21 protein-coding genes and 1 pseudogene are annotated in these 24,088 nt (G+C 56.5%); 14 read left to right on the top strand and 8 right to left on the bottom strand.

Going from position 1 to position 24,088, the window contains the following annotated elements:
* Together IQ265_RS11090 and IQ265_RS11085 are read right to left on the bottom strand one after the other, a co-directional pair.
* Positions 1-175: pseudogene (locus IQ265_RS11090) on the bottom strand (photosystem II q(b) protein); the annotation flags it as partial.
* A 331-nt stretch (positions 176-506) separates the two neighbouring features.
* Positions 507-896 (bottom strand): cytochrome c, encoded by a 390-nt coding sequence (locus IQ265_RS11085; RefSeq protein WP_194053367.1) that lies wholly within the window; start codon positions 894-896, stop codon positions 507-509.
* 438 nt (positions 897-1,334) lie between these two features.
* Between IQ265_RS11085 and IQ265_RS11080 the strand changes: the two genes are divergently transcribed.
* Positions 1,335-2,054, top strand: coding sequence for a hypothetical protein (locus tag IQ265_RS11080; protein WP_194053365.1), 720 nt, complete (start codon positions 1,335-1,337; stop codon positions 2,052-2,054).
* 195 nt (positions 2,055-2,249) lie between these two features.
* Complete coding sequence (locus IQ265_RS11075) at positions 2,250-3,176, top strand: bile acid:sodium symporter family protein (RefSeq protein ID WP_347404948.1); 927 nt, start codon at positions 2,250-2,252, stop codon at positions 3,174-3,176.
* Between the two features lie 212 nt (positions 3,177-3,388).
* Here IQ265_RS11075 and IQ265_RS11070 read toward each other — a convergent pair whose 3' ends face one another.
* A complete protein-coding gene (locus IQ265_RS11070) occupies positions 3,389-3,754 on the bottom strand; it encodes a phage holin family protein (protein ID WP_194053419.1) in 366 nt (121 codons plus the stop codon).
* A 156-nt stretch (positions 3,755-3,910) separates the two neighbouring features.
* Entirely contained in the window at positions 3,911-4,435 is a 525-nt protein-coding gene (locus IQ265_RS11065; protein WP_194053361.1) for a hypothetical protein, read from the bottom strand.
* A 4-nt stretch (positions 4,436-4,439) separates the two neighbouring features.
* On the opposite strand from IQ265_RS11065, the gene IQ265_RS11060 reads away from it, so the two are divergent.
* The 7 genes from IQ265_RS11060 (at position 4,440) to pstB (ending at position 11,043) form a co-directional block, all read left to right on the top strand.
* On the top strand, positions 4,440-4,628 hold the full coding sequence (locus IQ265_RS11060) for a hypothetical protein (protein WP_194053359.1): 189 nt from the start codon (positions 4,440-4,442) through the stop codon (positions 4,626-4,628).
* The gene (locus tag IQ265_RS11055; RefSeq protein ID WP_194053357.1) at positions 4,615-5,484 is read left to right on the top strand and encodes a DMT family transporter; all 870 of its coding nucleotides are present in this window, start codon (positions 4,615-4,617) and stop codon (positions 5,482-5,484) included. The genes IQ265_RS11060 and IQ265_RS11055 overlap by 14 nt, the downstream gene beginning before the upstream one ends.
* A gap of 139 nt (positions 5,485-5,623) precedes the next feature.
* Positions 5,624-6,784, top strand: a complete 1,161-nt coding sequence (gene arsB / locus IQ265_RS11050) for an ACR3 family arsenite efflux transporter (protein ID WP_194053355.1) — start codon at positions 5,624-5,626, stop codon at positions 6,782-6,784.
* A gap of 414 nt (positions 6,785-7,198) precedes the next feature.
* The gene (locus IQ265_RS11045; RefSeq protein ID WP_194053353.1) at positions 7,199-8,224 is read left to right on the top strand and encodes a PstS family phosphate ABC transporter substrate-binding protein; all 1,026 of its coding nucleotides are present in this window, start codon (positions 7,199-7,201) and stop codon (positions 8,222-8,224) included.
* A 107-nt stretch (positions 8,225-8,331) separates the two neighbouring features.
* Positions 8,332-9,267: a phosphate ABC transporter permease subunit PstC gene (gene pstC / locus IQ265_RS11040; RefSeq protein ID WP_194053351.1), complete on the top strand. Its 936-nt coding sequence runs from the start codon at positions 8,332-8,334 to the stop codon at positions 9,265-9,267.
* Positions 9,264-10,196 (top strand): phosphate ABC transporter permease PstA, encoded by a 933-nt coding sequence (gene pstA / locus IQ265_RS11035; RefSeq protein WP_194053350.1) that lies wholly within the window; start codon positions 9,264-9,266, stop codon positions 10,194-10,196. The genes pstC and pstA overlap by 4 nt, the downstream gene beginning before the upstream one ends.
* Before the next feature lie 40 nt (positions 10,197-10,236).
* Positions 10,237-11,043: a phosphate ABC transporter ATP-binding protein PstB gene (pstB, locus tag IQ265_RS11030; RefSeq protein WP_194053349.1), complete on the top strand. Its 807-nt coding sequence runs from the start codon at positions 10,237-10,239 to the stop codon at positions 11,041-11,043.
* A 97-nt stretch (positions 11,044-11,140) separates the two neighbouring features.
* Here pstB and speA read toward each other — a convergent pair whose 3' ends face one another.
* The gene (gene speA, locus IQ265_RS11025; RefSeq protein ID WP_228037802.1) at positions 11,141-13,054 is read right to left on the bottom strand and encodes a biosynthetic arginine decarboxylase; all 1,914 of its coding nucleotides are present in this window, start codon (positions 13,052-13,054) and stop codon (positions 11,141-11,143) included.
* A 435-nt stretch (positions 13,055-13,489) separates the two neighbouring features.
* Here speA and secA point away from each other — a divergent pair, with 435 nt between their 5' ends.
* Positions 13,490-16,279, top strand: coding sequence for a preprotein translocase subunit SecA (gene secA, locus IQ265_RS11020; protein WP_194053345.1), 2,790 nt, complete (start codon positions 13,490-13,492; stop codon positions 16,277-16,279).
* Between the two features lie 341 nt (positions 16,280-16,620).
* On the opposite strand, the gene IQ265_RS11015 is transcribed toward secA, so the two are convergent.
* Positions 16,621-17,856, bottom strand: a complete 1,236-nt coding sequence (locus IQ265_RS11015) for an S-layer homology domain-containing protein (RefSeq protein ID WP_194053343.1) — start codon at positions 17,854-17,856, stop codon at positions 16,621-16,623.
* Between the two features lie 1,138 nt (positions 17,857-18,994).
* Between IQ265_RS11015 and IQ265_RS11010 the strand changes: the two genes are divergently transcribed.
* Entirely contained in the window at positions 18,995-19,747 is a 753-nt protein-coding gene (locus tag IQ265_RS11010) for a glycosyltransferase family 25 protein (protein ID WP_194053341.1), read from the top strand.
* A gap of 213 nt (positions 19,748-19,960) precedes the next feature.
* On the opposite strand, the gene IQ265_RS11005 is transcribed toward IQ265_RS11010, so the two are convergent.
* A complete protein-coding gene (locus IQ265_RS11005; protein WP_194053339.1) occupies positions 19,961-21,415 on the bottom strand; it encodes a PLP-dependent aminotransferase family protein in 1,455 nt (484 codons plus the stop codon).
* Between the two features lie 424 nt (positions 21,416-21,839).
* On the opposite strand from IQ265_RS11005, the gene IQ265_RS11000 reads away from it, so the two are divergent.
* From IQ265_RS11000 to IQ265_RS10990, 3 genes are read left to right on the top strand one after another with little or no spacing between them, the layout of a single operon-like run.
* Positions 21,840-22,343 (top strand): GNAT family N-acetyltransferase, encoded by a 504-nt coding sequence (locus IQ265_RS11000; RefSeq protein WP_194053337.1) that lies wholly within the window; start codon positions 21,840-21,842, stop codon positions 22,341-22,343.
* Positions 22,344-22,973 carry a transglutaminase family protein gene (locus IQ265_RS10995; protein ID WP_194053335.1) on the top strand — a complete coding sequence of 210 codons (630 nt, stop codon included), beginning with the start codon at positions 22,344-22,346 and terminating at the stop codon, positions 22,971-22,973. It begins immediately after the preceding gene.
* Positions 22,974-22,985: 12 nt separating this feature from the next.
* Positions 22,986-23,681, top strand: a complete 696-nt coding sequence (locus IQ265_RS10990; RefSeq protein ID WP_194053333.1) for a pyridoxamine 5'-phosphate oxidase family protein — start codon at positions 22,986-22,988, stop codon at positions 23,679-23,681.
* A 96-nt stretch (positions 23,682-23,777) separates the two neighbouring features.
* On the opposite strand, the gene psaC is transcribed toward IQ265_RS10990, so the two are convergent.
* Positions 23,778-24,023: a photosystem I iron-sulfur center protein PsaC gene (psaC, locus tag IQ265_RS10985; protein WP_006515950.1), complete on the bottom strand. Its 246-nt coding sequence runs from the start codon at positions 24,021-24,023 to the stop codon at positions 23,778-23,780.
* Between the last annotated feature and the right edge of the window lie 65 nt (positions 24,024-24,088).

Genomic DNA, 24,088 nt, shown 5'->3' with positions numbered 1-24,088 from the left:
CAACGGGGGGAGGGGGGATAAACGCAACGATGAAGCAGGCGGTCGCAGCGAGCAAGGTGGGGATCATCAGTACGCCGAACCAGCCCACATACAGGCGGTTCTCGGTGCTGGTCACCCACTGGCAAAACTGCTCCCACAGGGAGGCGCTTTCGCGCCGCTGTAGAGTAGTGGTCATGATGTATTAGTCCTTGGTATTTATCGTTTCAAGGTACACAGGGCAAATCGTGTAGATTTGTGACCCGTGTAAGTACAGATTACTACAGACGTGGAGTTTTGTAAACAAATATTCTGCTGCAGCTTAATCATTTGAGGCAGAGGCTGGAGCGCGGGCGATCGCCATAGTCGCCCAAAGCCTCAGTTTGGTGGGGATTCAGCTTCTTTAGAATGAGTGTTTGAATTCTTAAAGACAATCGCCCCACCGAGCAAAAACCGTCGGGATTCTCATAAAAGCTGTAACAATTGCTTAACCTGAGCGCATATGGCTGGCTTGGTCGGAGGGCGCAGTGCTAGAGCCGCTCTAGGTAAATCAGCAGGTCGGCCATATCTTGAGGCTCGGGCTGAAACTGAGGCATAGGGGGGGTTTGACCACTGATAACCTGCTTGATCAAGCCCACTTTGGTCTTGTGATCAGACACTCCAAGCAGCTTTGGCCCCACTTCTCCGGTGGCTTCGATACCGTGGCAGACGGCGCAGTTCATTCTGAAAATAGCTTCGCCTCGGGTGCCGTTGCCTTCCATAGACAGCACCTGATGAACGTAGGGGTCAGACGCCTGGGAATAGCGCACCGCTACAACGCTCAACACAACGGCTGTAACCAGCGCCACCGCAATCAATGCGGCCTTTTTCAGCAGGCTGCTGAGGTCTTCGGTCTGCTCTTCTAGGGTCTCTTGTGCCAAGGGTATGAAATCTATCTCTAACTAAATGTTACGTACTTTAAAGAACCTAAAACCAGTTCGCCACAGAATCTTAAGGATTTGGGACAAGACCGGTACTGACCGGTTCAGGTCATGGGCAGACAACATCAGCGCTTGAGCCTCCCGGTCTGGGGTAGTACCTTTAGGGGGTGCGACCCGGTTTCGACTCTGCCATCTATTCTCCAAAAGTCTATGGCTGACCCGGACCTTAACTCTCAGGCTAACGATGCGATCGCCCCCGCCAGCGAGTCTGCCCCAGTGACCGCTGCTGCCCCAGCCCCTAGCTTGTTTCCAGGATCAGCTCGGTGCCCATGCCGAGCAAATTTTGGCGGAGCTGAGGGCAATTAGGCAAAATCTGCTCTGGGTTTTGCTGTTAGGGAGTTTTTTCGCCGCTCGGGCCTTCTTTCACTACTAACTGTCATGGCGTCTTCCTCTGAACGTGCCCAAGAATCTCAGGACTCTCAGGATTCCCCAGTCGGCCATTTTTACTCCACCTTTGTAATGGAGTACATCGTGCCTGAGGGGCAGGAGTCAGCGGCAGTTTTTCGGCGATGGTATAACCGACTGGTGAAAGCGGCCCGCCAGTTTGAGGGCTACACTCGCAGCGATCTATGCCCGCCCTTAGACTGCGGCGATGGCGTGGTGAAGTGGTACTCCATCGTTCATTTCAGAACGCCGGAGAACCTGAATTATTGGCTACAGTCGAGCGATCGCGCCGATTTGCTCAAGGAGGGGCGCGATGCCTTTTTGGCCTACCGATACAAGTCATTTACCACGGGCTTAGAGGGGTGGTTTTCGGCCCATACCGGTGGGGCTGAGCAGCATAGCCTGGGGCCACCTGCCTGGAAGCAGGTGCTGGCGGTGGTGCTTGGCCTCTACCCCACGCTGATGATACAAAGCATGGTGTTTGGCGCTTTGGGCGTTATGCAGTCGTGGCCGATGGCGACTTCTCTAGTGATTAATAATTTGATTACCTCGTCGATTTTGACCTGGGTGGTAATGCCCCGCATCAGTCAAATTTTGAGCTTTTGGCTGCGCCCGGCCTACCGTCTGACGGCGTTACAAACTAACCTAATTGGCGCGGGCCTTGTACTGGCTGCTCTGGCCCTGATGGCCAGTGTGTTCACCTATTTTACCTAAGCGAGTTGATAAGGGTACCGCTTGGCAATTTCACCATCTCTAACCTCACGCTGAGGCATCGCACCGACTCAAAACATTACGGCAAAGCGTATTTCAAATCAAAATTGCCCATCTAAACTAAATTCAAGTTTAGAAGTAGACTTTTGCCTGTAGAAAAACCCCAAATTTTGAGCTGGACTTGGTATAGCCCTAACTATTGGTATTACACTACTCGCAGCAAAAAGCGGTGAAATTATGGAATCAAGCTTTTTAACGGCGGTGTTTTTACCCCTGGCCTTGTTTACGGTCATGCTGGGCATGGGGCTAGGGCTTAGAATTGCCGATTTTACGCGGGTGCTCGTGTATCCAAAGGCCGTGATTGTGGGGCTGCTGGCGCAGTTGGTAATGCTGCCTATTTTGGGTTTTGGGCTAGCGTCGGTTTTTCCGCTGAGTCCAGAGCTGGCGGTAGGGGTAATAATTTTAGCGGCCTGCCCTGGGGGGCCAACCTCAAATTTGGTCACCTACCTGGCTCGGGGAAATGTGGCTCTATCGATTACCCTGACGGCGATTAGCAGCCTGATCACAGTGTTTACCATTCCCCTGGTGGTGAACCTGGCGATGGGGACCTTTATGGGAGAGGCAGCAACCCTGCGGCTGCCGTTGATCGCCACGGTGGCGCAAATTGCGGTGATTACAATTATTCCGGTGGCGATTGGTATGGCGCTGCACCACTACCTGCCCCGGTTTGCGGCCCAGGTAGAGCGCGGCGTGAAATGGCTTTCCCTGGCGCTGCTGGGGCTGATTATTGCGGGGCTACTGATACAGCAGCGAGACAACGTTGTGGGCTTTTTTGCACGGGTGGGCCTGGTGACTTTGACGCTCAACCTGGTGGCTATGGCCCTAGGCTATGGTGTTGCTCTGGTGGCTCAGCTAGACCGCCCCAGCGCCACGGCGATTACCGTTGAGGTTGGCATTCAAAACGGCACGCTGGCGATCGCGATCGCCAGTGCCCCCACCCTGCTCAACCAGCCCGAACTGGCAATTCCGGCGGCCATCTACAGCCTGCTAATGTTTGCAACCGGAGGGGCGTTTGCGGCCTGGGCAACGCGGCAAGGCCGTCGTGAGAAAACCCTCGCTGGCTAGGGCAGTAGCTTAATTGCTGACCCAAAAGCCCTGAGCTAAGTTAGCTCAGGGCTTTTGAGTATCCCTTAATTTAGGTGGTCGACAACCTGGGGGCTGTCATCAATTAGCTGCTAAACGCCCAAAATCAAGGTTTACAGCCCCTAGCCTATTCTTAGGGCCGGGCGTGGCAAGGCTTGATACATCTAACTTTTGGCCACAGTTGATGGCACGCCCTAGAGCCCAACCAAACCAACCTGTTGCAGAATGAAGTTGAGAATGGAGCTGACAATAGCTAGGGCGATCGCGCCGAGAATAGCGCTCCAGATGCCGTAGCGGAGACGGAAACCTTCAATGAGCCAGGCGGCCAGGCCAAACACAATAATGGCTCCAATCAGCGGAATTAAGCCCAGGCTAATAACGGCAAAGAAACCGCGCACAGCGCCGGGGAAAAAGCCCCAGATGCCGTTAAAAGCACCGATAATTGCGCCAGCCAGTAGTGCTTTAACCGGGCTGTCGATCTCAACCCCAATGGGAGGGATTTTAGAAATGATTAGCAGGCTGATAGCCAGAATAACGACACTAATTAAAAATCCAATCAGCATGGGCGTTTCTCCTCACACAATTAAGTAACAGGGCCAGTAGACGAAATTTTAGATATCAGAGGCAGCAGCCCCTGTGCACCTGGAATTATCGGCTATAGAGTAGCATTAGCTACGATTTTGTTTTCTTTTCTCAAGAAAGCAGCGCTTGCTAGACTACAGCGCCAGCGCCTCGCCCATTTTCTTGAGCATGTCATTTTCTTTGTCGCTAATGCGGCTCGACCCAATGCCCATAATGCCGCCCTCGCGGTAGGCTTCAGCGACTTTGGTGGCAACCGACATCAGCCACTGCTTGAGTTCGCTGGCCTGCAGGCCGGTCACCTTGGTATCTAGAATAACGGCAACTTTTTGCAGGTGCGCGATCGCATAGTCACGCCCTTCTTTAGAGGTCTTGAAGGTTTGAATTAGACCTAGTAGCTCAAATTGCTTCTTTAGAAGCAGCTGTTCACCGGCCAGGGGGTCGGCGGCATCTAGCTCGGCGATGCCAGCCAGCAGGGTAGGCGTCAGGTCTCCTACCACATCGCTGCGCTGCGCTTCTGCTGCCACAGTGGCGATCCCCGCCTTAACCTCCTGCAAAAATGAAACCGGGTCCACGCGATCGGCCAGGCAAATGCCCATCACGGCCTGCATAGGAGCCTGAATCAGCGTTGACCATTCCTCGGCGGTAAAGTTTTCGCGCATAGACGTGCCCTATTTTAGTGCCTCAGATGATGCCAACCATATCGGCAAAATATATGAAAACCCTAAGTTGGGCGGAGCAGAATGGCTGGCGATGGCAGAGGTTGATTCCGTTTATAAGAAAGTTCCAGGGCAGATTCGATCGCCGGCTAAAATAGTTAAAGTCTTGCAGGCTATTGGCTATGGCTCGCCCTAGCGCCGCCCTATTACAGGTGCATACATCAGTATTTTTGTTTGGGCTATCGGGGCTGTTTGGCAAGTTTTTGGCCCTGCCCGCCTCGGTTATTGTGCTGGGGCGCACCGGGTTTGCCACTTTGGCCCTGGCCCTGGTGCTGGCTCTGGGGCGGCGAACGGTACGCCTGCGATCGCCTAGAGATGGCTTAGGGATGGCGCTACTGGGCGGACTACTGGCTTTCCACTGGGTGAGCTTTTTTTACAGCATTCAGCTGGCGACGGTGGCGATTGGGCTGCTGACCTTCTCCAGCTTTCCGGTGTTTGTTACGCTGCTAGAGCCGCTGCTGTTTAAGACAGCCTGGCGCTGGCGAGATGGGGCGATCGCCGCGCTGGTCGTACTCGGCGTAGCACTAGTGATACCCGACTACAGGCTGGGGTCGGCTACTGCCCTGGGCGCGCTGTGGGGGTTGCTGTCGGGGCTATCGTTTGCGCTGCTGCAGCTGCTCAACAAGGGCTACCGACAGCGATACTCGGCTTTGGCGATCGCCTTTTACCAAGATCTGTTTGCCTGCCTGAGCCTGCTGGTGATCACTCCCCTGGCCAGCCTGGCGATCGCGCCGCAGGAGGTGGGCCTGCTGCTGGTGCTGGGGGTGCTGTGTACCGCCGTCGCTCACACGCTATTTATCGAAAGTTTGGCGGTGCTGCGCACCCAAACCGCCAGTGTAGTCAGCGCCCTAGAGCCGGTCTACGGCATTGTCTTGGCGGCCCTGCTGCTGGGAGAACTGCCCGCCCTGCGCACCCTGGCGGGCGGCAGCCTGATTGTTGGCACCACCCTATGGGCCAGCCGGCCCAGTGAAACGCTGGCCGAAATAGACTAAAAGGTCGCCTCGCTGCCCCGGCGCTGCAGCTCATTCTGATTGAACGGGTGGCGACTATGGGCTACTAACCGTGTAGAATCAATCAATCAACTTTTCTTGAAATGTAGCAGTCGGTTCTACCGCACTTTTCCAACGCCCTATGTCGATCAACCGTTCCGATACCGCCGTCAGCCCTAGAGTTGCCCAGGCGGGAGGGCAGCTTAGCTTCTTTGAGCACTACCTGACCCTATGGGTGCTGCTGTGTATTGGGGTGGGCATTGCCCTAGGGCGGCTACTGCCTCAGGTGGCGATCGCGCTAGATGCCATGAGTGTTTACCAGGTGTCAGTACCGATCGCCGTCTGCCTCTTCTTCATGATGTACCCAATCATGGTGAAGATCGATTTCTCGCAGGCGAAACGGGCGGCTCAAACCCCTCGCCCGGTGCTGCTGACGCTGGTGGTGAACTGGCTGATCAAGCCCTTTACCATGGTGCTGTTTGCCCAGGTGTTTCTCGGCGGGCTGTTTCGGCCCCTGCTGGAGGGGACTGAGGTAATTCGCGGCAGCGAGATTACTCTAGCCGATTCGTACATTGCTGGGGCCATTTTGCTGGGCATTGCCCCCTGCACCGCCATGGTGCTGATGTGGGGCTACCTATCATTTAGCAATCAGGGGTTGACCCTGGTCATGGTGGCAATCAACTCCCTGGCCATGCTGTTTCTCTACGCGCCCCTGGGTCGGTGGCTGCTGACGGCCAACAGCCTGACGGTACCCTGGCAGACCATTGTGCTGTCGGTGCTGGTCTATGTTGGCCTACCGCTGCTGGCCGGGGCGATCTCGCGCACCTGGATCTTACGCCACAGAGGCAAAGCCTGGTTTGAGCAGGTGTTTCTTAAAATTCTCAGCCCGGTGGCGGTCATTGCCCTGCTGACAACCCTGGTGCTGCTGTTTGCCTTTAAGGGCGATCTAATTGTGCGCAACCCGCTGCACATTGTGCTGATTGCGGTGCCTTTGTTTATTCAAACCAACGTTATTTTTTTGCTGTCCTACCTGGCGGCGCAAAAGCTGGGGCTGGCCTACGAAGATGCGGCCCCGGCGGCGCTGATTGGGGCCAGCAACCACTTTGAGGTGGCGATCGCCACAGCAGTAACGCTTTTTGGCCTCAACTCTGGGGCCGCCCTAGCCACCGTAGTCGGGGTGCTGATTGAAGTGCCGCTGATGCTGATGCTGGTGGAGTTTTGCAAGCGCACAGCCTTCTGGTTTCCCCGCCAGCCAGAAAAGGCAACCCTGCCCGACCCCCGCTGCGTCAAGCGACTGAAATAGCGCATTTAACCTGATATTAATCTATAAAAAATCTTTTGTTAATATTAGCTTGACCTTCTCTTGAAGGAGATGTCCGATTATTGCACTGGGTGTGAAATGCACCTTGGGGAAATAGTGTGTCTAGAATCTTGAAGGGTTGCCTCCGGTAGCTTTGTTCTCATTAATTATGACCATTTTGTCAATAAACGAAGGCTGTCGTCGTGGCATCCTGTAGGTGATACAGTGTCCACAGAAACCATTGAGAACGTAAGTTTTGTCCGCCGTAAGGCCCACTAATGCGTTTGGTTAGCTAGCCGATTTAAGCAATTGACAAAATTTCCAATTGTTTGGGTCAATGTAGCTACAAGTTCGTTGAACAAAGTTGTTGAAGCGTTGGATTTGGAGTTTATAAGGATCATGGTTTTGAGTAAGAAAATGTTGCGTCTAGGTTACTCCTCCGCACTCGTAGCAATGATGGCTAGTCTGGCAGCTTGCGGTGGCGGTTCCCAAACTGCAACACCCGACGCCGGCACCACTGAAACCGCTGCCGGTTCTGATCTCTCTGGAACGGTTCTGGTAGACGGTTCTAGCACCGTTTTTCCCATCTCTGAAGCCATGGCCGAAGAGTTTGGTGCAGCCTACCCTAACGTAGCCGTAACCGTGGGCGTATCCGGTACCGGCGGCGGCTTCAAGAAATTTTGCGCTGGCGAAACCGACATCACCGGAGCTTCTCGCCCCATCAGCCAGGAAGAAATTGACCTCTGCGCCCAAAACGGCATTGAGTACATCGAGCTGCCCATCGCCCTTGACGGTCTAACCGTAGTGGTTAACCCTGAAAATGATTTTGCTCAGTGCCTCACCGTCGAAGAATTGAATACTATCTGGGAGCCCGCTGCCCAGGGCACCGTCACCAACTGGAACCAGGTTCGCTCTGACTTCCCCAGTGCTCCCCTCGGGCTCTATGGCCCAGGCACCGACTCCGGTACCTACGACTTCTTTATGGATGCCATTGGGGCCGATGGCGAAAGCCGTGGTGACTACACCGCCAGCGAAGACGACAACGTTATTGTCCAGGGTGTCTCTAGCGACACCAATGGTCTCGGCTTCTTTGGTCTCGCCTACTTTACAGAAAACGAGGGAAGCCTAAAAGCTGTGGAAATCGACAACGGTGACGGTTGCGTAGCACCCAGCGCTGAAACCGTTGCCGATGGTACCTACCAGCCTCTCTCTCGGCCTGAGTTTATCTACGTTAAGCAGTCGGTCGCTGACGACCCCGCGATCGCGGCTTTTGTTGACTTCTACATCGACTCTGCCAACGCCAACCTAGTCGATGAAGTCGGCTACGTCAGCCTACCCGAAGAAATCAACGAAAAGGTCGTTGCTCGCTTTGAGAACAAGACCACTGGCACCGTGTTTGAGGGCGGCTCTCCTATCGGCGTCAAGCTTGACGAAGCACTCTAGGTCCGCCTTGTAAAAGCCCTCTGGCTGAGCCTTTCACTGAGGCTTAAGTCTGTCGAGTTCCTGGGGGCCAGCGTTGACTGGCCCCTTATTTTTTAGAGTTCTGTATCATGACGACAAACTCTTTGCCGCCCGACCCCAACAACCTCTGGCAGCCTAGCCGAGGGCTCAACAAATGGGTAGAGCGAGCCGTTATTTGGCTGTTTGGTCTATTTGCAATCATTTCCGTCGCTACTACCGTTGGCATTGTCCTCTCCCTGCTGTTCGAGACCATCGAGTTCTTCCAGGTTGTCTCCCTGTGGAACTTCTTGACCGACAGACAGTGGACGCCGCTGTTCTCAAACCCTCAGTACGGCATTCTGGTGCTGCTGAGCGCCACCTTTTTAACCTCGCTGATTGCCCTACTCGTGGCGGTTCCCCTGGGCCTGCTCTCGGCTATCTACCTCAGCGAATATGCCTCGCCTAAGCTCCGCAAGTGGCTCAAGCCCGCCCTAGAAATTTTGGCGGGGGTGCCCACGGTGGTTTACGGCTACTTCGCGCTGCTGCTGGTTACCCCCTTTCTCCAGCTCTTTATTCCGCAGCTGGGCGGCTTTAACGCTCTCAGTGCGGGCATTGTCATGGGCATTGCTATTACACCGCTGATTGCTTCCCTGAGTGAAGACGCCATCTACGCTGTACCCAGTGCGCTCAGAGATGGCTCCTATGCCCTTGGCCTCACCAAGCGAGAAACAATTTTTGGCGTAGTGTTGCCTGCGGCTCTCTCAGGCATTGTGGCATCAATTATTTTGGCGGTATCTCGGGCGGTGGGCGAAACCATGATTGTTGCCCTGGCAGCGGGGTTAAACCCCAGACTAGGCCTCAACCCCTTTGTGCCGGTCATGACGATGACGGCCTACATTGTGCAGGTTAGCCTGGGCGACACGCCCGCTGGGTCCATTGCTTTTCAGTCCATCTTTGCGGTCGGGATGACGCTGTTTCTGCTCACCCTAATCTTCAACATCATTAGCTTCTGGTTTGTTCGCAAGTTTCGGGAGACCTACGAATGACGCCCCTATCGTCTCAAGCGACCCCTTTGGATACTGGTTGGGATATTGAGCAGAAAGAGGTTCTCAATGCGCTAGGCCGACGCCAGGGTATCGATCGGTGGTTTTCCTGGCTAGCTCTGTTGGCCGTCGTTTTTTCCCTGTTTGTGCTGGTGGTACTGCTCGTTGATGTACTCATCGACGGCGTCCCTGTACTCAACTGGAACTTCTTCACCAGCTTTCCCTCCAGAAGACCGGCAGAAGCTGGCATTATTTCTGCCCTGGTAGGCACCATCTGGGTCATGGTGCTGGTGGCGCTGTTCACCTTCCCCATCGGGGTCGGGGCCGGCATCTTTCTCGAGGAGTTTGTGCCCGATAGCTGGCTAGCGCGGGCGATCGAGATCAACATCTCCAACCTGGCGGGCGTACCCTCTATTATTTATGGTCTGCTCGGTCTTCAGGTATTTGTTCGCATTCTGTTCCCCATCACCCAGGGGCGCAGTGTTTTGTCGGGGGCACTCACGCTGGCGCTGCTGGTGCTGCCCATTGTGATTATTGCGACTCGAGAATCTCTCCGGTCTATTCCCAGCAGCTTGCGCCAGGCGGGCTTTGCCTTAGGTGCCACCCGTTGGCAGGTAGTTCGCTCCCATGTGTTTCCTTTGGCGCTGCCGGGTATTCTAACGGGGGTCATTTTGGCCCTGTCTCGGGCCATTGGCGAAACCGCCCCTCTAATCACGATTGGGGCACTCACCTACATTCCCTTCTTGCCAGATTTGTCGTTGAGAGGGTTACAGAGCCCGTTCACGGTGCTACCGATTCAAATCTACAACTGGGTATCGAGGCCTCAGGCTGACTTCCACGCCCTAGCGGCGGGTGCCATTATCGTACTGATGGTGATTTTGCTACTGATGAATGCTACGGCTATCTATCTGCGGAATCGTTTTCAGAAGTAGGGTTAGCGCAAGTTTTTTAGTTGCAGCGTAGAGTAATGTCATGACCACAAACTCTGTCAGCCAAGTCGCCACTGAGGCTGCTTTACGGGCCAAAAACGTCAATGTGTACTACGGGTCAAGCCTGGCAGTACGGGATGTCAGCCTTGATATTTTCAAGCATGAGATCACCGCTTTTATCGGTCCCTCCGGCTGTGGCAAGAGCACCCTCCTGCGCTGCTTCAACCGCACCAATGACCTCATTACCGGAGCGCGGGTTGAGGGTAAGGTAATGTTTCAGGGCACCGATCTATACGCCAAAGACATTGACCCGGTTTATGTGCGTCGCCGCATCGGGATGGTGTTTCAAAAACCCAACCCGTTTACCAAATCTATTTACGAAAACATTGCCTTTGCTGCTCGCATCAACGGCTACAAGGGCGACATGGACGAACTAGTGGAAAACTCGCTGCGGCGAGCCGCCCTGTGGGATGAGGTGAAAGACAAGCTGAAGCAGAGCGGCCTTTCTCTCTCGGGTGGGCAGCAGCAGCGCCTCTGCATTGCCCGCACCATCGCCATTGAGCCCGAAGTGATTTTGATGGATGAGCCCTGCTCGGCCCTTGACCCAATCTCTACGCTTCAAATTGAAGAGCTGATGAAAGAGCTAGAGAGCCGCTACACCATCGTCATCGTCACCCACAACATGCAGCAGGCCTCGCGGATTTCTGACAAGACGGCGTTCTTTAATGCTGAAGCGGTCGGTGCCGGCAACAAAGTGGGGTACTTGGTGGAGTACGGGGATACTGAGCAAGTTTTCAACGAGCCGATAGAGCAGGCAACTCAGGACTATGTATCGGGTCGATTTGGTTAATTGAGGCTATCCCAGGGCTCTTTAGAAGCCTGCCGGATTAAAATTCGGAGTCCAGTGCGCTATCTCCTAGTAACGCACTGGACTTTTTAATCAGTCGCTACGCCAGGTAGGTGTATTGGCTGAGGCTATGTTCGTAGTGCTGAATCAACAGCTGCGACTCCTGCAGCGTGATTCGGCTGTCCTGCAAGGCCCGCTCCGATCGCCTGCGGATATTCTCAATCATGTCTTCGGCGTCGTACTGCACGTAGCCCAGCACCTCGGTCATGGTGTCGCCCTTGACCACCTGCTCCACCTGGTAGCCCTTGGGGGTCATGTGAATGTGGACAGCGTTGGTGTCGCCAAACAGGTTGTGCAGGTTGCCCATGATCTCCTGGTAGGCCCCGCCCAAAAACATGCCCAGGTAGTAGGGCTGCTCCGGCTTCAGCGGGTGCAGCTCTAGCACGTGCTTGACGTCGCGCAGGTCGATGAAGGTGGTAATTTTGCCGTCGCTGTCGCAGGTAAGATCGGCCAGGGTGCCCCGGCAGCTAGGCTCTTCATTGAGCCGGTGGATGGGCAGAATGGGGAACAGCTGCTCGATCGCCCAGGTGTCGGGCATCGACTGAAATACCGACAGGTTGATGTAGTAGATCGAGGCCATGCTCTGGTGCAGCTCCTCGATGTCTTCGGGCACGTAGTCGGCATCGCTAACCACCGACAGCGCCTTGCGACAGCAGGCCCAATACAGCCGCTCGGCCCGCGCCCGCGCCGATAGACTCAGGTAGCCAAAGTTAAACAGGCTGATTGCCTCTTCTTTAAACTGCAGCGCGTCGTTGTAGAGCTCCTGCACAGTGTTGGGGGTGAGATTTTGGTAGATCTCGTACAGCTCGCGCAAAATTACGTGGTCGTCGTCGCCGGGCACCTCTACCTCCTCGTGGGAGGGAGCGTCGCTGCTGCCCAGCACGTCAAACACCAGCACCGACTGGTGCGAGACCAGCGCCCGCCCGCTCTCGCTGACCAGGGTGGGCACCGGAATGCCCTTGATCCGGCAGGCCTCTTGCACCTCGGCCACAACGTCGTTGGCGTAGTTTTGGGTGCTGTAGTTCTTCGAGGCGTAGAAGGTGGTTTTGCTGCCGTCGTAGTCGACCGCCAGGCCGCCGCCGACATCCAGATAGCGCATACCCGCGCCCAGTTCGGCTAGCTCCACGTAGATGCGGCTGGCCTCCCGCAGGGCCTCTTTGACCACGCTGATCGCCGAAATTTGAGAGCCAATGTGAAAGTGCAGCAGCTGGAGGCAGTCGAGCATGTCGGCCTCGCGCAGCCGGTCGACCACGGCCAGAATTTCGGGCACGGTGAGGCCAAACTTGGCGCGATCGCCCGCCGAAATGCCCCAGCGGCCGCTGCCCTTGGTGCTGAGCTTGGCCCGCACCCCCAGCACAGGGCGAATGCCGAGGTGCTGACTGGCCGCGATCGCAATCTCCAGCTCATTCATCTGCTCGATTACGATGATCGGCTGCTGGCCCAGCCGCTGGCCCAGCATGGCAGTCTCGATGTAGTCCTTGTCTTTGTAGCCGTTGCAGATCAGCAGCGCCCCCGGCGTGTCGAGTGTGGCTAGGGCAATTAGCAGCTCAGGCTTAGAGCCTGCCTCCAGCCCAAACTGGTAGGGGCGGCCAAAGCGCACCACATCTTCGAGCAGCTGCCGCTGCTGGTTGCACTTAACTGGAAACACCCCCCGGTACACGCCCGAGTACTTGTAGCGGGCGATCGCCTTGGCAAAGCTGGCGTTGATGCGCTCGATGCGGTCTTCGAGAATATCGGAAAACCGAATCAGCAGGGGCAGGTTGAGGTTGCGCTGCTTGATCGCTTCGACTAAGTCGAGCAAATCTAACGAACCGCCGCGATCGCCCCTCGGGGACACGGTTAAATGGCCCTCGGCATTGATTGAAAAGTACGGTTCGCCCCAGCTGTGAATGCGGTACAGCTCCTCACTGTCTTCAATAGACCAGGTAGCAGCGGCCTCTGGAGATTGCAGCATATTTTCTAAGGTGGCCCGATGCAGGCGATGGGAGGAAGACAGGGACGATGCCGAGGGGGGCGGTTGCTGGGCCATATTCATAGGTGCAAAATGCTCCGCTGGTGAGGGGCGAGAAAAACGTGACGAAGGGCGGCGGCTGAGGGGTCTGCCGCAGTTTTGCCGCAGTGAGGCGCGACCAAAATTGTAACAAAGAGCCATCCCCAAAAAGGTTAGGTATTCAGGGCGATTTGAGCGTAATCTCCACCCCGGCCGCCCCCGCCTGCCAAATCCCTGTCATCCAGGCCCAAGTGATAGGATAGATAGGCACTTTCAACCTATCTCCTGGGCGGTTGACCTAAGTTTTGGTCTGGCTCAGGTGTGGACATCGCCCCTTGTGGGGCGGTCTCCATTACGATTGACTAAGATGCAATACCCTACGCTGATCGGCCTGAATTCATGCTGAAGAACCTCCTCGGTGACCCTAACGCGCGCAAGCTTAAGAAATATCGTCCCGACGTGGTCGAAATTAACCTGCTGGAGGAAGAGATTCAGCAGCTTTCCGACGAAGCTCTAGCGGCCAAAACGGTCGAGTTTAAGCAGCGCATCGAAAAGGGCGAATCCCTCGATGACATTCTGCCCGAAGCTTTTGCGGTTGTGCGCGAGGCCTCAAAACGAGTGCTGGGCATGCGCCACTTCGACGTGCAGCTGATCGGCGGCATGGTGCTCCACGACGGACAGATCGCCGAAATGAAAACCGGGGAAGGCAAAACCTTGGTGGCGACGCTGCCCTGCTACCTAAACGCGCTGTCGGGCAAGGGTGCCCACGTGGTCACCGTCAACGACTACCTGGCCCGCCGTGACGCCGAGTGGATGGGTCAAATTCACCGCTTTTTGGGCCTCAGCGTCGGGCTGATTCAGCAGGGCATGTCGCCCGCCGAGCGCCGCCACAACTACGGTTGTGACATCACCTACGGCACCAACAGCGAGTTTGGCTTTGACTACCTGCGCGACAACATGGCCACCGCGATCGAAGACGTGGTGCAGCGCCCCTTCAACTACTGTGTCATCGACGAAGTTGACTCCATTCTCATCGACGAGGCCCGCACGCCGCTGATCATCTCGGGTCAGGTGGAGCGCCCTAGCGAAAAGTACAACCGCGCCAACGAAGTAGCTCGGGAGCTAAACGCCGAAGAGCACTACGAAGTCGACGAAAAAGCCCACAACGTGCTGCTCACCGACGAAGGCTTTATCAAGGCTGAGGAGGTGTTGGGCGTGCAGGATCTGTTCGACCCCAAAGATCCCTGGGCGCACTACATTTTCAACGCCATTAAGGCCAAGGAGCTGTTCACCAAAGACGTTAAGTACATCGTTCGCAATGACGAAGTCATCATTGTGGATGAGTTCACCGGACGGGTGATGCCCGGTCGCCGCTGGAGCGACGGTCTGCACCAGGCGATCGAAGCCAAGGAGCACGTCGAAATTCAGCCCGAAACCCAAACCCTGGCCAGCATTACCTACCAAAACTTCTTTCTGCTTTACCCCAAGCTGTCGGGCATGACCGGCACCGCCAAGACTGAAGAGGCCGAGTTCGAGCGCATCTACAAGCTCGAAGTCACCATCATCCCCACGAACCGCGCCGCTGCTCGCCGCGACCTCTCCGACGTGGTCTACAAAAACGAAGAGGCCAAGTGGAAGGCGGTGGCGGAGGAATGCGCCGAAATGCATGAGGCCGGTCGCCCGGTACTGGTGGGCACCACCAGCGTTGAAAAGTCGGAGGTGCTGTCGGCCCTGCTGAGTCAGCGTGGCGTGCCCCACAACCTGCTGAACGCCAAACCCGAGAACGTCGAGCGGGAGTCGGAAATCGTGGCCCAGGCCGGGCGCAGCGGCGCGGTCACCATTGCCACCAACATGGCCGGACGCGGCACCGACATTATTTTGGGCGGTAACGCCGACTACATGGCCCGGCTCAAGGTGCGCGAGTACCTCATGCCGCGCCTGGTCAAGCCCGAAGACGAGGACGAGTTCTCGGTGACGGCGGTGCCGGGTACCAAGGGCCGCGCTCCGGCCCAGGGCTTTGCCCCCGGCAAAAAGGTAAAAACCTGGAAGGCCTCGCCCGACATCTTCCCCATTGAGCTGTCGTTGGCTACCCTTGACGAACTCAAAGCTACCGTTGACTTTGCCGTATCTACCTACGGCGAGCGCAGTTTGCCTGAGCTACAGGCCGAAGACAAACTGGCCGTGGCGGCCGAAAAAGCTCCCACCGACGACCCGGTGATTCAGAAGCTGCGCGACGTGTACAACCACATCCGCGAGGAGTACGAGGCCTTTACCAGCGCCGAGCACGACAAGGTGATCCAGGAGGGTGGTCTGCACGTGATCGGCACCGAGCGCCACGAGTCGCGCCGCATTGACAACCAGCTGCGGGGGCGGGCCGGCCGCCAGGGTGACCCCGGTTCGACCAAGTTTTTCTTGAGCCTACAGGACAACCTGCTGCGGATCTTTGGCGGCGATCGCGTGGCCGGTCTGATGAATGCCTTCCGCGTGGAAGAAGACATGCCGATCGAGTCGGGGATGCTGACGCGATCGCTGGAAGGGGCGCAGAAAAAGGTTGAAACCTACTACTACGACATCCGTAAGCAGGTGTTTGAGTACGACGAGGTAATGAACAACCAGCGTCGCGCCATCTACGCCGAGCGCCGCCGCGTGCTCGAAGGCGATGCGCTCAAAGAAATGGTAATCGGCTATGCCGAGCAAACCATGGACGACATCGTGAACGCCTACATCAACCCCGAGCTGCCCCCCGAAGAGTGGAAGCTGCCGGAGATGGTGGGCAAGGTGAAGGAGTTTGTCTACCTGCTCTCTGACCTCACCCCTGAGCAGCTCGAAGACCTGTCGGTGGGCGAAATTCGCACGTTTCTCCACGAGCAGGCCCGGATTGCCTACGACATCAAAGAGGCCCAGGTCGATCAGATCAAGCCAGGGCTCATGCGCGAGGCCGAGCGCTTCTTTATCCTGCAGCAGATCGACAGCCTCTGGCGTGACCACCTGCAGCAGATGGATGCCCTGCGGGAAACCGTGGGTCTGCGCGGCTACGGCCAAAAAGACCCGCTGATTGAGTACAAGAGCGAGGGCTACGAAGTCTTCCTCGACATGATGACGGGCATTCGCCGCAACGTGGTCTACACGCTGTTTCAGTTTCAGCCCCAGCCCCAGCAGCAGGTGAAGGCCTCCCAGGAGGTGAGCTAGCCCTGTCAGTGACCAATATCACAACGGGGCCAAAGCTTGAGACAAACCACAATCCCATCAATGTCTCACCAAGATAGTGATGTAACAGAGTGGGGTGGCGGTTGTTTAAGGCATTGTATAGGTGAGCGGCGATCGCTCACCTATATTGAACCCCTTAACATCCAGGTCTCCTATACAGAATTAACCCCCGGTGCTTTGGCATCGGGGGTTATATTTTGGGGTCAGTGCTTTAGGGCCTATACAAATCCGAGCTGGAAAACCTCGATTCATAATCAGAAACCTCGTAGGGGCGTAGCATGCTACGCCCCTACGAACCGGGGGGTGTTCAGTCAGGGTTGGTATTACCGGGCTGACACCGTCAGGGGTGCGTTGACGGTCAGACTCAGATCGCGGGCGGGGTTAATGGTAATTACCTCAACCCGGTTGCGACCAAAGATTCGGCTGAGCGTAGCTCCGGTGGCGGTACCTGCCAACACCTCTAGGGCACCGACACTTTGATCGCCAGTGGTGCGGGCGATCGCCGCCGCTGCACCCGAGCCGAGCACCGCACCAGCTAGCGTCTCACCCAAGGTAGCTCCCTGGCGGATCGTCTCGGTGGTAGTAACGGTTTGCGAGGTGGCGTTAATGGCCATCCGCTGCCCACTCGGCAGTACCAGTTCCTGAGCCACAAATTGAGAGCCGTTGGCGCTGGGGCGCAGTTCTCCCACCACCTGACTGCCCGCCGGAATCAGCACCCGTCCAGAGCTATCAGTGACGGCCTGAGCCACATTGAGGGTCAGGGCAGAGGTTTCTTCGGGGAGCACGACCACTTTGTCGCCATTCTCGTAGGCCACGCTGAGCACCGTACCTGCCGGTACAGTGGGCTGAGCCGCCTGCTGCTGTCCGACAATGTAGGGAGAGTTGATGGTAGCCACCTGATTTTGGCTGGCCAGGGCCTGGTAGATAAAGGCGGCTACATCGGCTCGAGTTGCGATTTGGTTGGGCCTTAACGCCTGCACATCGGGATAGTTAACCACCATGCGCCGTTCTGTCGCCGCCGCCAAACTGGCCACCGCATATTGAGGAATCTGGGAAGCGTCGCGATAGACCTGAACGCTGTTTTGGCTGCTGGCGGTGTAGTTCAGGCCATTGGAGAGGGAAACCAGCACCTGCGCCCGAGGAATATTTTCATCGGGGCGGAACACATTGCCGGGGTAACCCGACAAAAATCCCATCATATTGGCCTCACGAATAGCGGCGGCGGCCCAATAGTTAGCCGGCACATCGACAAAGGAGGTGGCACTCCGCACCGAGGACTGGCTGAAAGCCTGGCGAACCATAGCGGCAAACTGGGCGCGGGTTACTGGCTCGTCGGGCCGAAAGGTGCCGTCGGGGAACCCGGCGATGATGTTCCGGGCCGCCAAACTGGTGATAAATTCACGCGCCCAATACCCTGAGGACACGTCAGTAAATTGGGTTTGAGTTTGAGTTTGAGCGACTACCGGCGCGGCTGTAATCATTGGAGTAAAAGCCCCAACGCTTAACCCAAGGGCCAGCAGCAGAGCAGTTCCAGATTTTAGACGAAACGCATTAGACATGGAAAAACTCCAAAGTTAAGAAAAAAGTGGATGTTTAGTAGATAGGGTCGCAATTTCGATCGCGAACCTCTTCTCTAGTAGGGTGTTTAAGCAATTCTTTCCTGGCCTGGGCTGGGTTAAATCAGTTTGGGGGAACTGCCAATATTATTGGTTTCCGAAAGGTCCAAGAAAATTGCTAAAGGGTGCTTTGCTTTGCTAATGAGGGCAGGTAAGCGGCCTTAATCACCTTTGTTCAAACACAAGAGGTAACTGTGTTCCGCTGCTTTTAATAATCTAATCTCGCCTTTTGTCATCGTGGCGGTCAACTTTCCGCTATTTCAACTGTCACAGCGTGAACTGTTGGCCCTCTGTGCGATGACTACTCGTACGGCAAAAAGAGTGGACTGCTTTAGACCCCTAAAAGTTCCAGCTATGCCCTGAAATAAACTGAATTCAACTCTTTCTCTAATTTTTTCCAGTCTTTCTGAACAACCTCGGTCTTTGCACGCTCATTGAAAACAGCAGCACCGTCGCGCTGAAAACGGGAAGAACGGGGTGGCGTAGCCCGATCGCAGAGGGTCAATCATTTTGAGCTAGATCATGCCCATTGAGGCCTGCTGCGTTTGTGGGCAGAGGGTACGGGCTCAACAAAAGGGGCTGATCAGGCTAAGCCAAACCAGTTCAGGGCAAAGATAAAGCTATTAAAGCTCCCGCAAAGCCAGGATGAAAATTTCGTTTTCAGAATTAGTGAAGGTGGCAGGAGCAAAAAGAGGCGCATAGAATTAGGTATATTCACGGATCAGTCAAATCGATCGAAAGATCAGTCAAGAAGTAACCGTTCTAACAATAGACACCCATCTATAACCTATAAGGCATTATGTTATGACTGGTCACGCAATGTATTTATATAGTCTTAGAGTTAGGTCAGGTTGCGATCGCGCCTTAATCCCAATCTAAGTCTAAACAGAACGTTTATTCTCAACCAAATCTCCCAAGCCCAATCTGTCATAGGTGCATCTTTCTATGTCTTTGAGGAGAAAGGTTGACTCAGCTTTTACGGCTTTTTTCAACCTTCGCGCTGTCCCACCGGGATTGTTAAGCGCTGCATTTCAAAGACAGCCCGCTATGTCTATTGATGTTGCTTAAACAGAAGTTAATTATGAAATTCATTGATTATTTTGACCGCGCCTATGTCCTTAACTTGCCAGAGCGCCGCGATCGCCGCGAGGCTATGGCCAAAGAACTGGATCGGGTTGGTTTGCCCTTGATCCCTGGCAAAGTCGAGGTCTTTGCCGCCATTAAACCCAGCGATCCTGGTCCCTTTGAGAGGATTGGCTTTCGAGGATGCTACCTCAGCCATTTGGAAATGTTTAAGCAGGCTCGCGATGCAGGGGCCAAAAATCTGCTGATTATGGAGGACGATTTGCAGTTCAGGCCAGATTTTTGTGAGTACGAAGACGCCGTACTACAGGAGCTAATCAGCCAGGATTGGGATACGGTTCAGTTTGGCTATATGGCCGATTGGGCTGACCCCGAGGCTGAGATCAGTTTTCCAATGCTCAGACCCTTTGACGGCGAAGTCATTGGCACCCATTTCCACGCCATTAACGGCAAAATGCTCCAGCCTATGATCGATTTCTTTGAACTATTGCTGAGTCGCCCTGCGGGGCACCCCGATGGCGGCCCTATGCCCCCAGACGGTGCCCTAAACGTGATTAAGTGGCAGTACCCTGAGATGAACCGGCTGCTGGCGATGCCCGTCTTGGGCACCCAGCGCAGCTCTCGTAGCGATGTCACCCCTAGCTGGTACGACCACCTACCTGTAGTCGGGGCGCTGGCTGATTTTGCCCGTAGCTCCGGGCTTACCAGTGTTTTGAAGGGTAGGCCTGTTTCGGCTCCAGCAGGCCGTTAAAGAGTTCTTGGTTAGGTTGGGTGGTGCTCTAGCAGAGGTTAACAAAATCCTTGTTGACGCTGAGTTTTCTCCTTTGGGGACGCTCCGCGAACAGTGCGTTCCACCCACTCTGCCCAAGATTTGTCAGTCACCCAGGATTGCTTAGAGGCCAAATAAACCGGGGTTTATTCAGCCTACGTCAGTACAGCTTCGTTATGCGGTGCCTGAGCCCCTTTAGAGATCTAGGGTGGCGAGGCGCTGCACTCCAGTGGCGATCGCAGCTTCATCCAGCTCGGTGTAGCTAAAGATAAACTCGTGGCCGGGGCTAGGGCCTAGGTACTGGGGGCTGGCGGAGATTAGCCCAACGTCGACCGCCGCTGCCCTGGCAATCAGGTCGGCGTCGGGAATTTTAGTTTGAAATTTCACCATCAGGTGCAGGCCTGCATTTTCGCCCAAAATGGTGACGCGACGGCCAAAGTGCTGGGTTAAGGCCGCGACCAAAACCTGGCGGCGCTGGTCGTAAATCGATCGCATGCGACGAATGTGCCGCTCCAGGTGACCTGCGGCAATAAAGTCGGCCAGCACCGCCTGCTCCAGGCCGGGCACCTGGCGATCGCTCAGCCACTTAGCCCGCCGAAACACCGGCACGAGAGCTGGGGGCAGCACCATATACCCTATCCGCAGCGAGGGAAACAGCACCTTTGAAAAAGTGCCCACATAAATCACCGACTGCCCCTGGCCCAACCCCTGCAGGGCCGGAATCGGGCGACCCGCATACCGATACTCGCTATCGTAGTCATCCTCAAAGATGAGGCTGCCGCTTTGCTGTGCCCAGGCCAACAGCGCCAGCCGCCGAGGCAGCGACAGCACCGCCCCGGTCGGAAACTGGTGCGACGGGGTGACGTAAACCAGGCGCATGGGGGCTGTTGCCTGGGCCAGCGCCTGTACATTCAAGCCCGACTCATCTACCGGAATGGGGTGCAAGATCGCTCCCTGGCTCGTGAAAACGCGGCGGGCGCTGAGGTAGCTGGGTTCTTCCAGGGCGATCGCATCGCCAGCAGACACCAGTACCCGAGTGGCCAGGTCAAGAGCCTGCTGAGTGCCGTTGGTGATCAAGATGTGGTCGGGCTGGCAGTGGACGGCGCGGGCCTGGCTTAGGTGAGCTGCGATCGCCTCGCGCAGCGGCCAGTAGCCCATTGGGTCGGTGGCGTAGTCGAGCCAGTCGCCGCACCGGCAGTGGCGCGAAAGCAGCTGTCGCCACAGCGCCAGCGGAAACTGATTGAGGGCCGGACGACCGTAGCGAAAGCTAACTTGGGCGGCGGGTTCAGGCGTAGGGCTGTCGGCAAAATCGACCAGGCGGCGACCGTAGACCGAGAGCGATACCGGCGGTGACGGTGGGGCTAAGGCAACATCCAAAGCGGGGCTGTGCAGCAATTCTTCGGGCAGCTGGTCGCACACGTAGGTGCCCGAGCCAACCGCTGTTTGCAGGTAGCCCTCGCTGAGCAACTGGTCGTAGCTTTGAGTCACCGTGGCGCGAGAAACGCCCAAACTACGGGCCAGCGCCCGAGAGGAGGGCAATCGCTGCCGCGCCGACAGCCGCCCAGCCAAAATGGCCTGCCGCAGCGCCTCGTAGATCTGCTGGTAGTAGGGAAGCGGGCTGTGGGGGTCAAGGGCGAGGGCGAAGTCCATGGGGAAGGGTGGGTGATGGTTCCTGAGCGGAGTCGAAGGGGCGGTGGATGGGTGGGCGGGTAGGCGGGTGGTGGTCCCTGAGCGGAGTCGAAGGGGGGGATGGGGGATGGTCCCTGAGCGGAGCCGTTCGCGCTAGCGTCTCCCGTAGGGAGAAAGGGGCGGGTGGATAGGTGGTGGTCCCTGAGCGGAGTCGAAGGGGCGGTGGATGGGGTGGTCCCTGAGCGGAGTCGTTCGCGCTAGCGTCTCCCGTAGGGAGAAAGGGGCGGTGGATGGGTGGGCGGGTAGGCGGGTAGGCGGGTGATGGTCCCTGAGCGGAGTCGAAGGGAGTGGACTGGTTACTTTGAGCAAAATTGGCTCTTGTAGGTAGCCAGTGCTCTGTCTATGCTAAGTCCCATTACACGTTTCGCAGCAGTGGATAACGGCTATGGAGGCTATAGCGTCTATTACTTTTCGGGCCAGCACGCCCTCAGAGGATGCGACGATCGCTCAGCATTTCTACACTATGTGGCGCGATTTAGGCGTTTCCGCCGACAGCATTCAGCCCAGTTGGCAAGACATTGCCCTGGAATTTATCGCCACAGCCCGCCAAACCCTCGACTACCAGGCCTTTGTGGCCGAGGTGGATGGGGCCATTATCGGCTCGGCGGGGGGGCAGCGCTTTAGCGGTCTGTACCCGCTAATTTTGTCGCCAGCCCAGCGCCAGTACGGCTATATCTGGGGCGTCTATGTGGAGCCGGCCTACCGGCAGCAGGGCATTGCTACCCGGCTGACCCAGCTAGTGGTGGAGCATCTGGCGAATCTGGGCTGTACGAAGGTGGTACTGAATGCGGCACCTAAGGCGCGATCGCTCTACGCCAGCCTGGGCTTCTGCGACAGCAACCTGATGGAGCTGAATTTGCCGATTGCTTCAACTGAGGAGAATCGCTAAATGTCTTTTGAACTTGCCCTAGAATCGCCTCGGCTCACCGACTATTTGCGGCCCTCGGCGGTGGTGAATGCCGATCACCCAGCGATCGCCGCTCAGGCTCAGTCACTCGTGGAGGGGGCGGCATCCACCGTTGATCAAGCGCAGATTTTGTATGAATGGGTACGGGATGCGATCGCCCACACCTACGACATTCAGGCCCACCCTGTCACCTGTGCCGCCTCCGAAGTGCTGCGCCACGGCCACGGCTTTTGCTTTGCCAAGGCTCACCTGCTAGCCGCCCTGCTACGGAACTGCGGCATTCCCGCCGGGTTTTGCTACCAGCGCTTAGTCTTCGACGATGCCGACCCCACACTCCACACCCTCCACGGGCTCAATGCTGTTTATCTAGACGAACTAGACCGCTGGGTTCGGCTCGATGCTCGCGGCAACAAAGCCGGTGTGCAGGCAGAGTTTGGCTGTAACGGCCCACCCTTCGTCCACCGCGAACAGCTGGCCTTCCCCATCCGCCCCCACCTCGGCGAAATCGACTACCCCACTGTCTTTGCCCAACCCCATCCAGCGGTGATCGGGGTACTGCAAACCCATCCGACCGCCGCCGACCTTGTTGCCCACTTACCCAATACCCTCTAGGAACCATATCCCATGTCCATCCCTACCTCTCCATCCCCCTCATCTCCCTCACCATCTCCATCCTCCCTCACCCCCACCCCTCGCACCCAGGTCAAGCGCGTGCCCCAGCGGGCCAGCTACGATCGCCAGCAGGTCTACGACATTCTCGACGAGGGGCTGGTGTGCCATCTGGGCTTTGTGGTCGAGGGTCAACCTTTTGTCATCCCCACCGCCTACGGTCGTCTGGATGACAAGGTTTATATCCACGGCTCTCCCGCCAGCCGCATGCTGGCCTCGCTAGAGCAGGGCATTGCGGTCTGCCTCACCGTCACCCTGTTAGACGGGCTGGTGCTGGCGCGATCGGCCTTTCACCACTCGATGAACTACCGCTCGGTGGTGCTGTTTGGCACCGCTACCCGCGTTGACGATGCCGACGAAAAAATGACTGCGTTGAAGGCCTTTACTGACCATGTTGTGCGCGATCGCTGGGATGACGTGCGCCCCCCCAACCGCCAGGAGCTAGCGGGCACCCTGGTGCTGGCCCTACCGATCGCCGAAGCTTCAGCCAAGGTGCGCACCGGGCCACCCATCGATGCCGCCGAAGACTACGCCCTGCCCGTCTGGGCCGGAGAAATTCCCTTGAAGCTGACCGCCGCAGCCCCAGTCACCGATCCCAAGTGCTCGCCGGGTTTAGAAATTCCTAACCACGCCATCCACTACCAACGATAGAGGGGCACCAAGGAATCCGCAAAAAACCCCTGGGGGAGTTAATCCCAGGGGTTTGAGCTTGATGACGATAACTATGGCTGTACAGACGAGCTTGCCCTAGTAGGCAAGACCCATGCTGCGGGTGGTTTCAGCACCCAGGTAGACCCGAATGCTCAAAAAGTCGGTGGGGCAGGCGGTTTCGCAGCGCTTGCAGCCAACACAGTCTTCGGTGCGAGGGGAAGAGGCAATTTGCCCGGCTTTACAGCCATCCCAGGGCACCATTTCGAGCACGTCGGTAGGGCAGGCGCGCACGCACTGGGTGCAGCCAATGCAGGTATCGTAGATCTTGACAGAATGGGACATTGAATAAAAACTCCAATGTGAGTCACGACTGGGTTTGACAGCTTTAAGGATGGCCCTCAAAGGTT

It is taken from the genome of Nodosilinea sp. LEGE 06152 (assembly GCF_015207525.1).
Lineage (GTDB): Bacteria > Cyanobacteriota > Cyanobacteriia > Phormidesmidales > Phormidesmidaceae > Nodosilinea.
The sequence above is the reverse complement of the archived record's forward strand: the minus strand, read 5'-3'. Positions and strand labels throughout refer to the sequence as shown.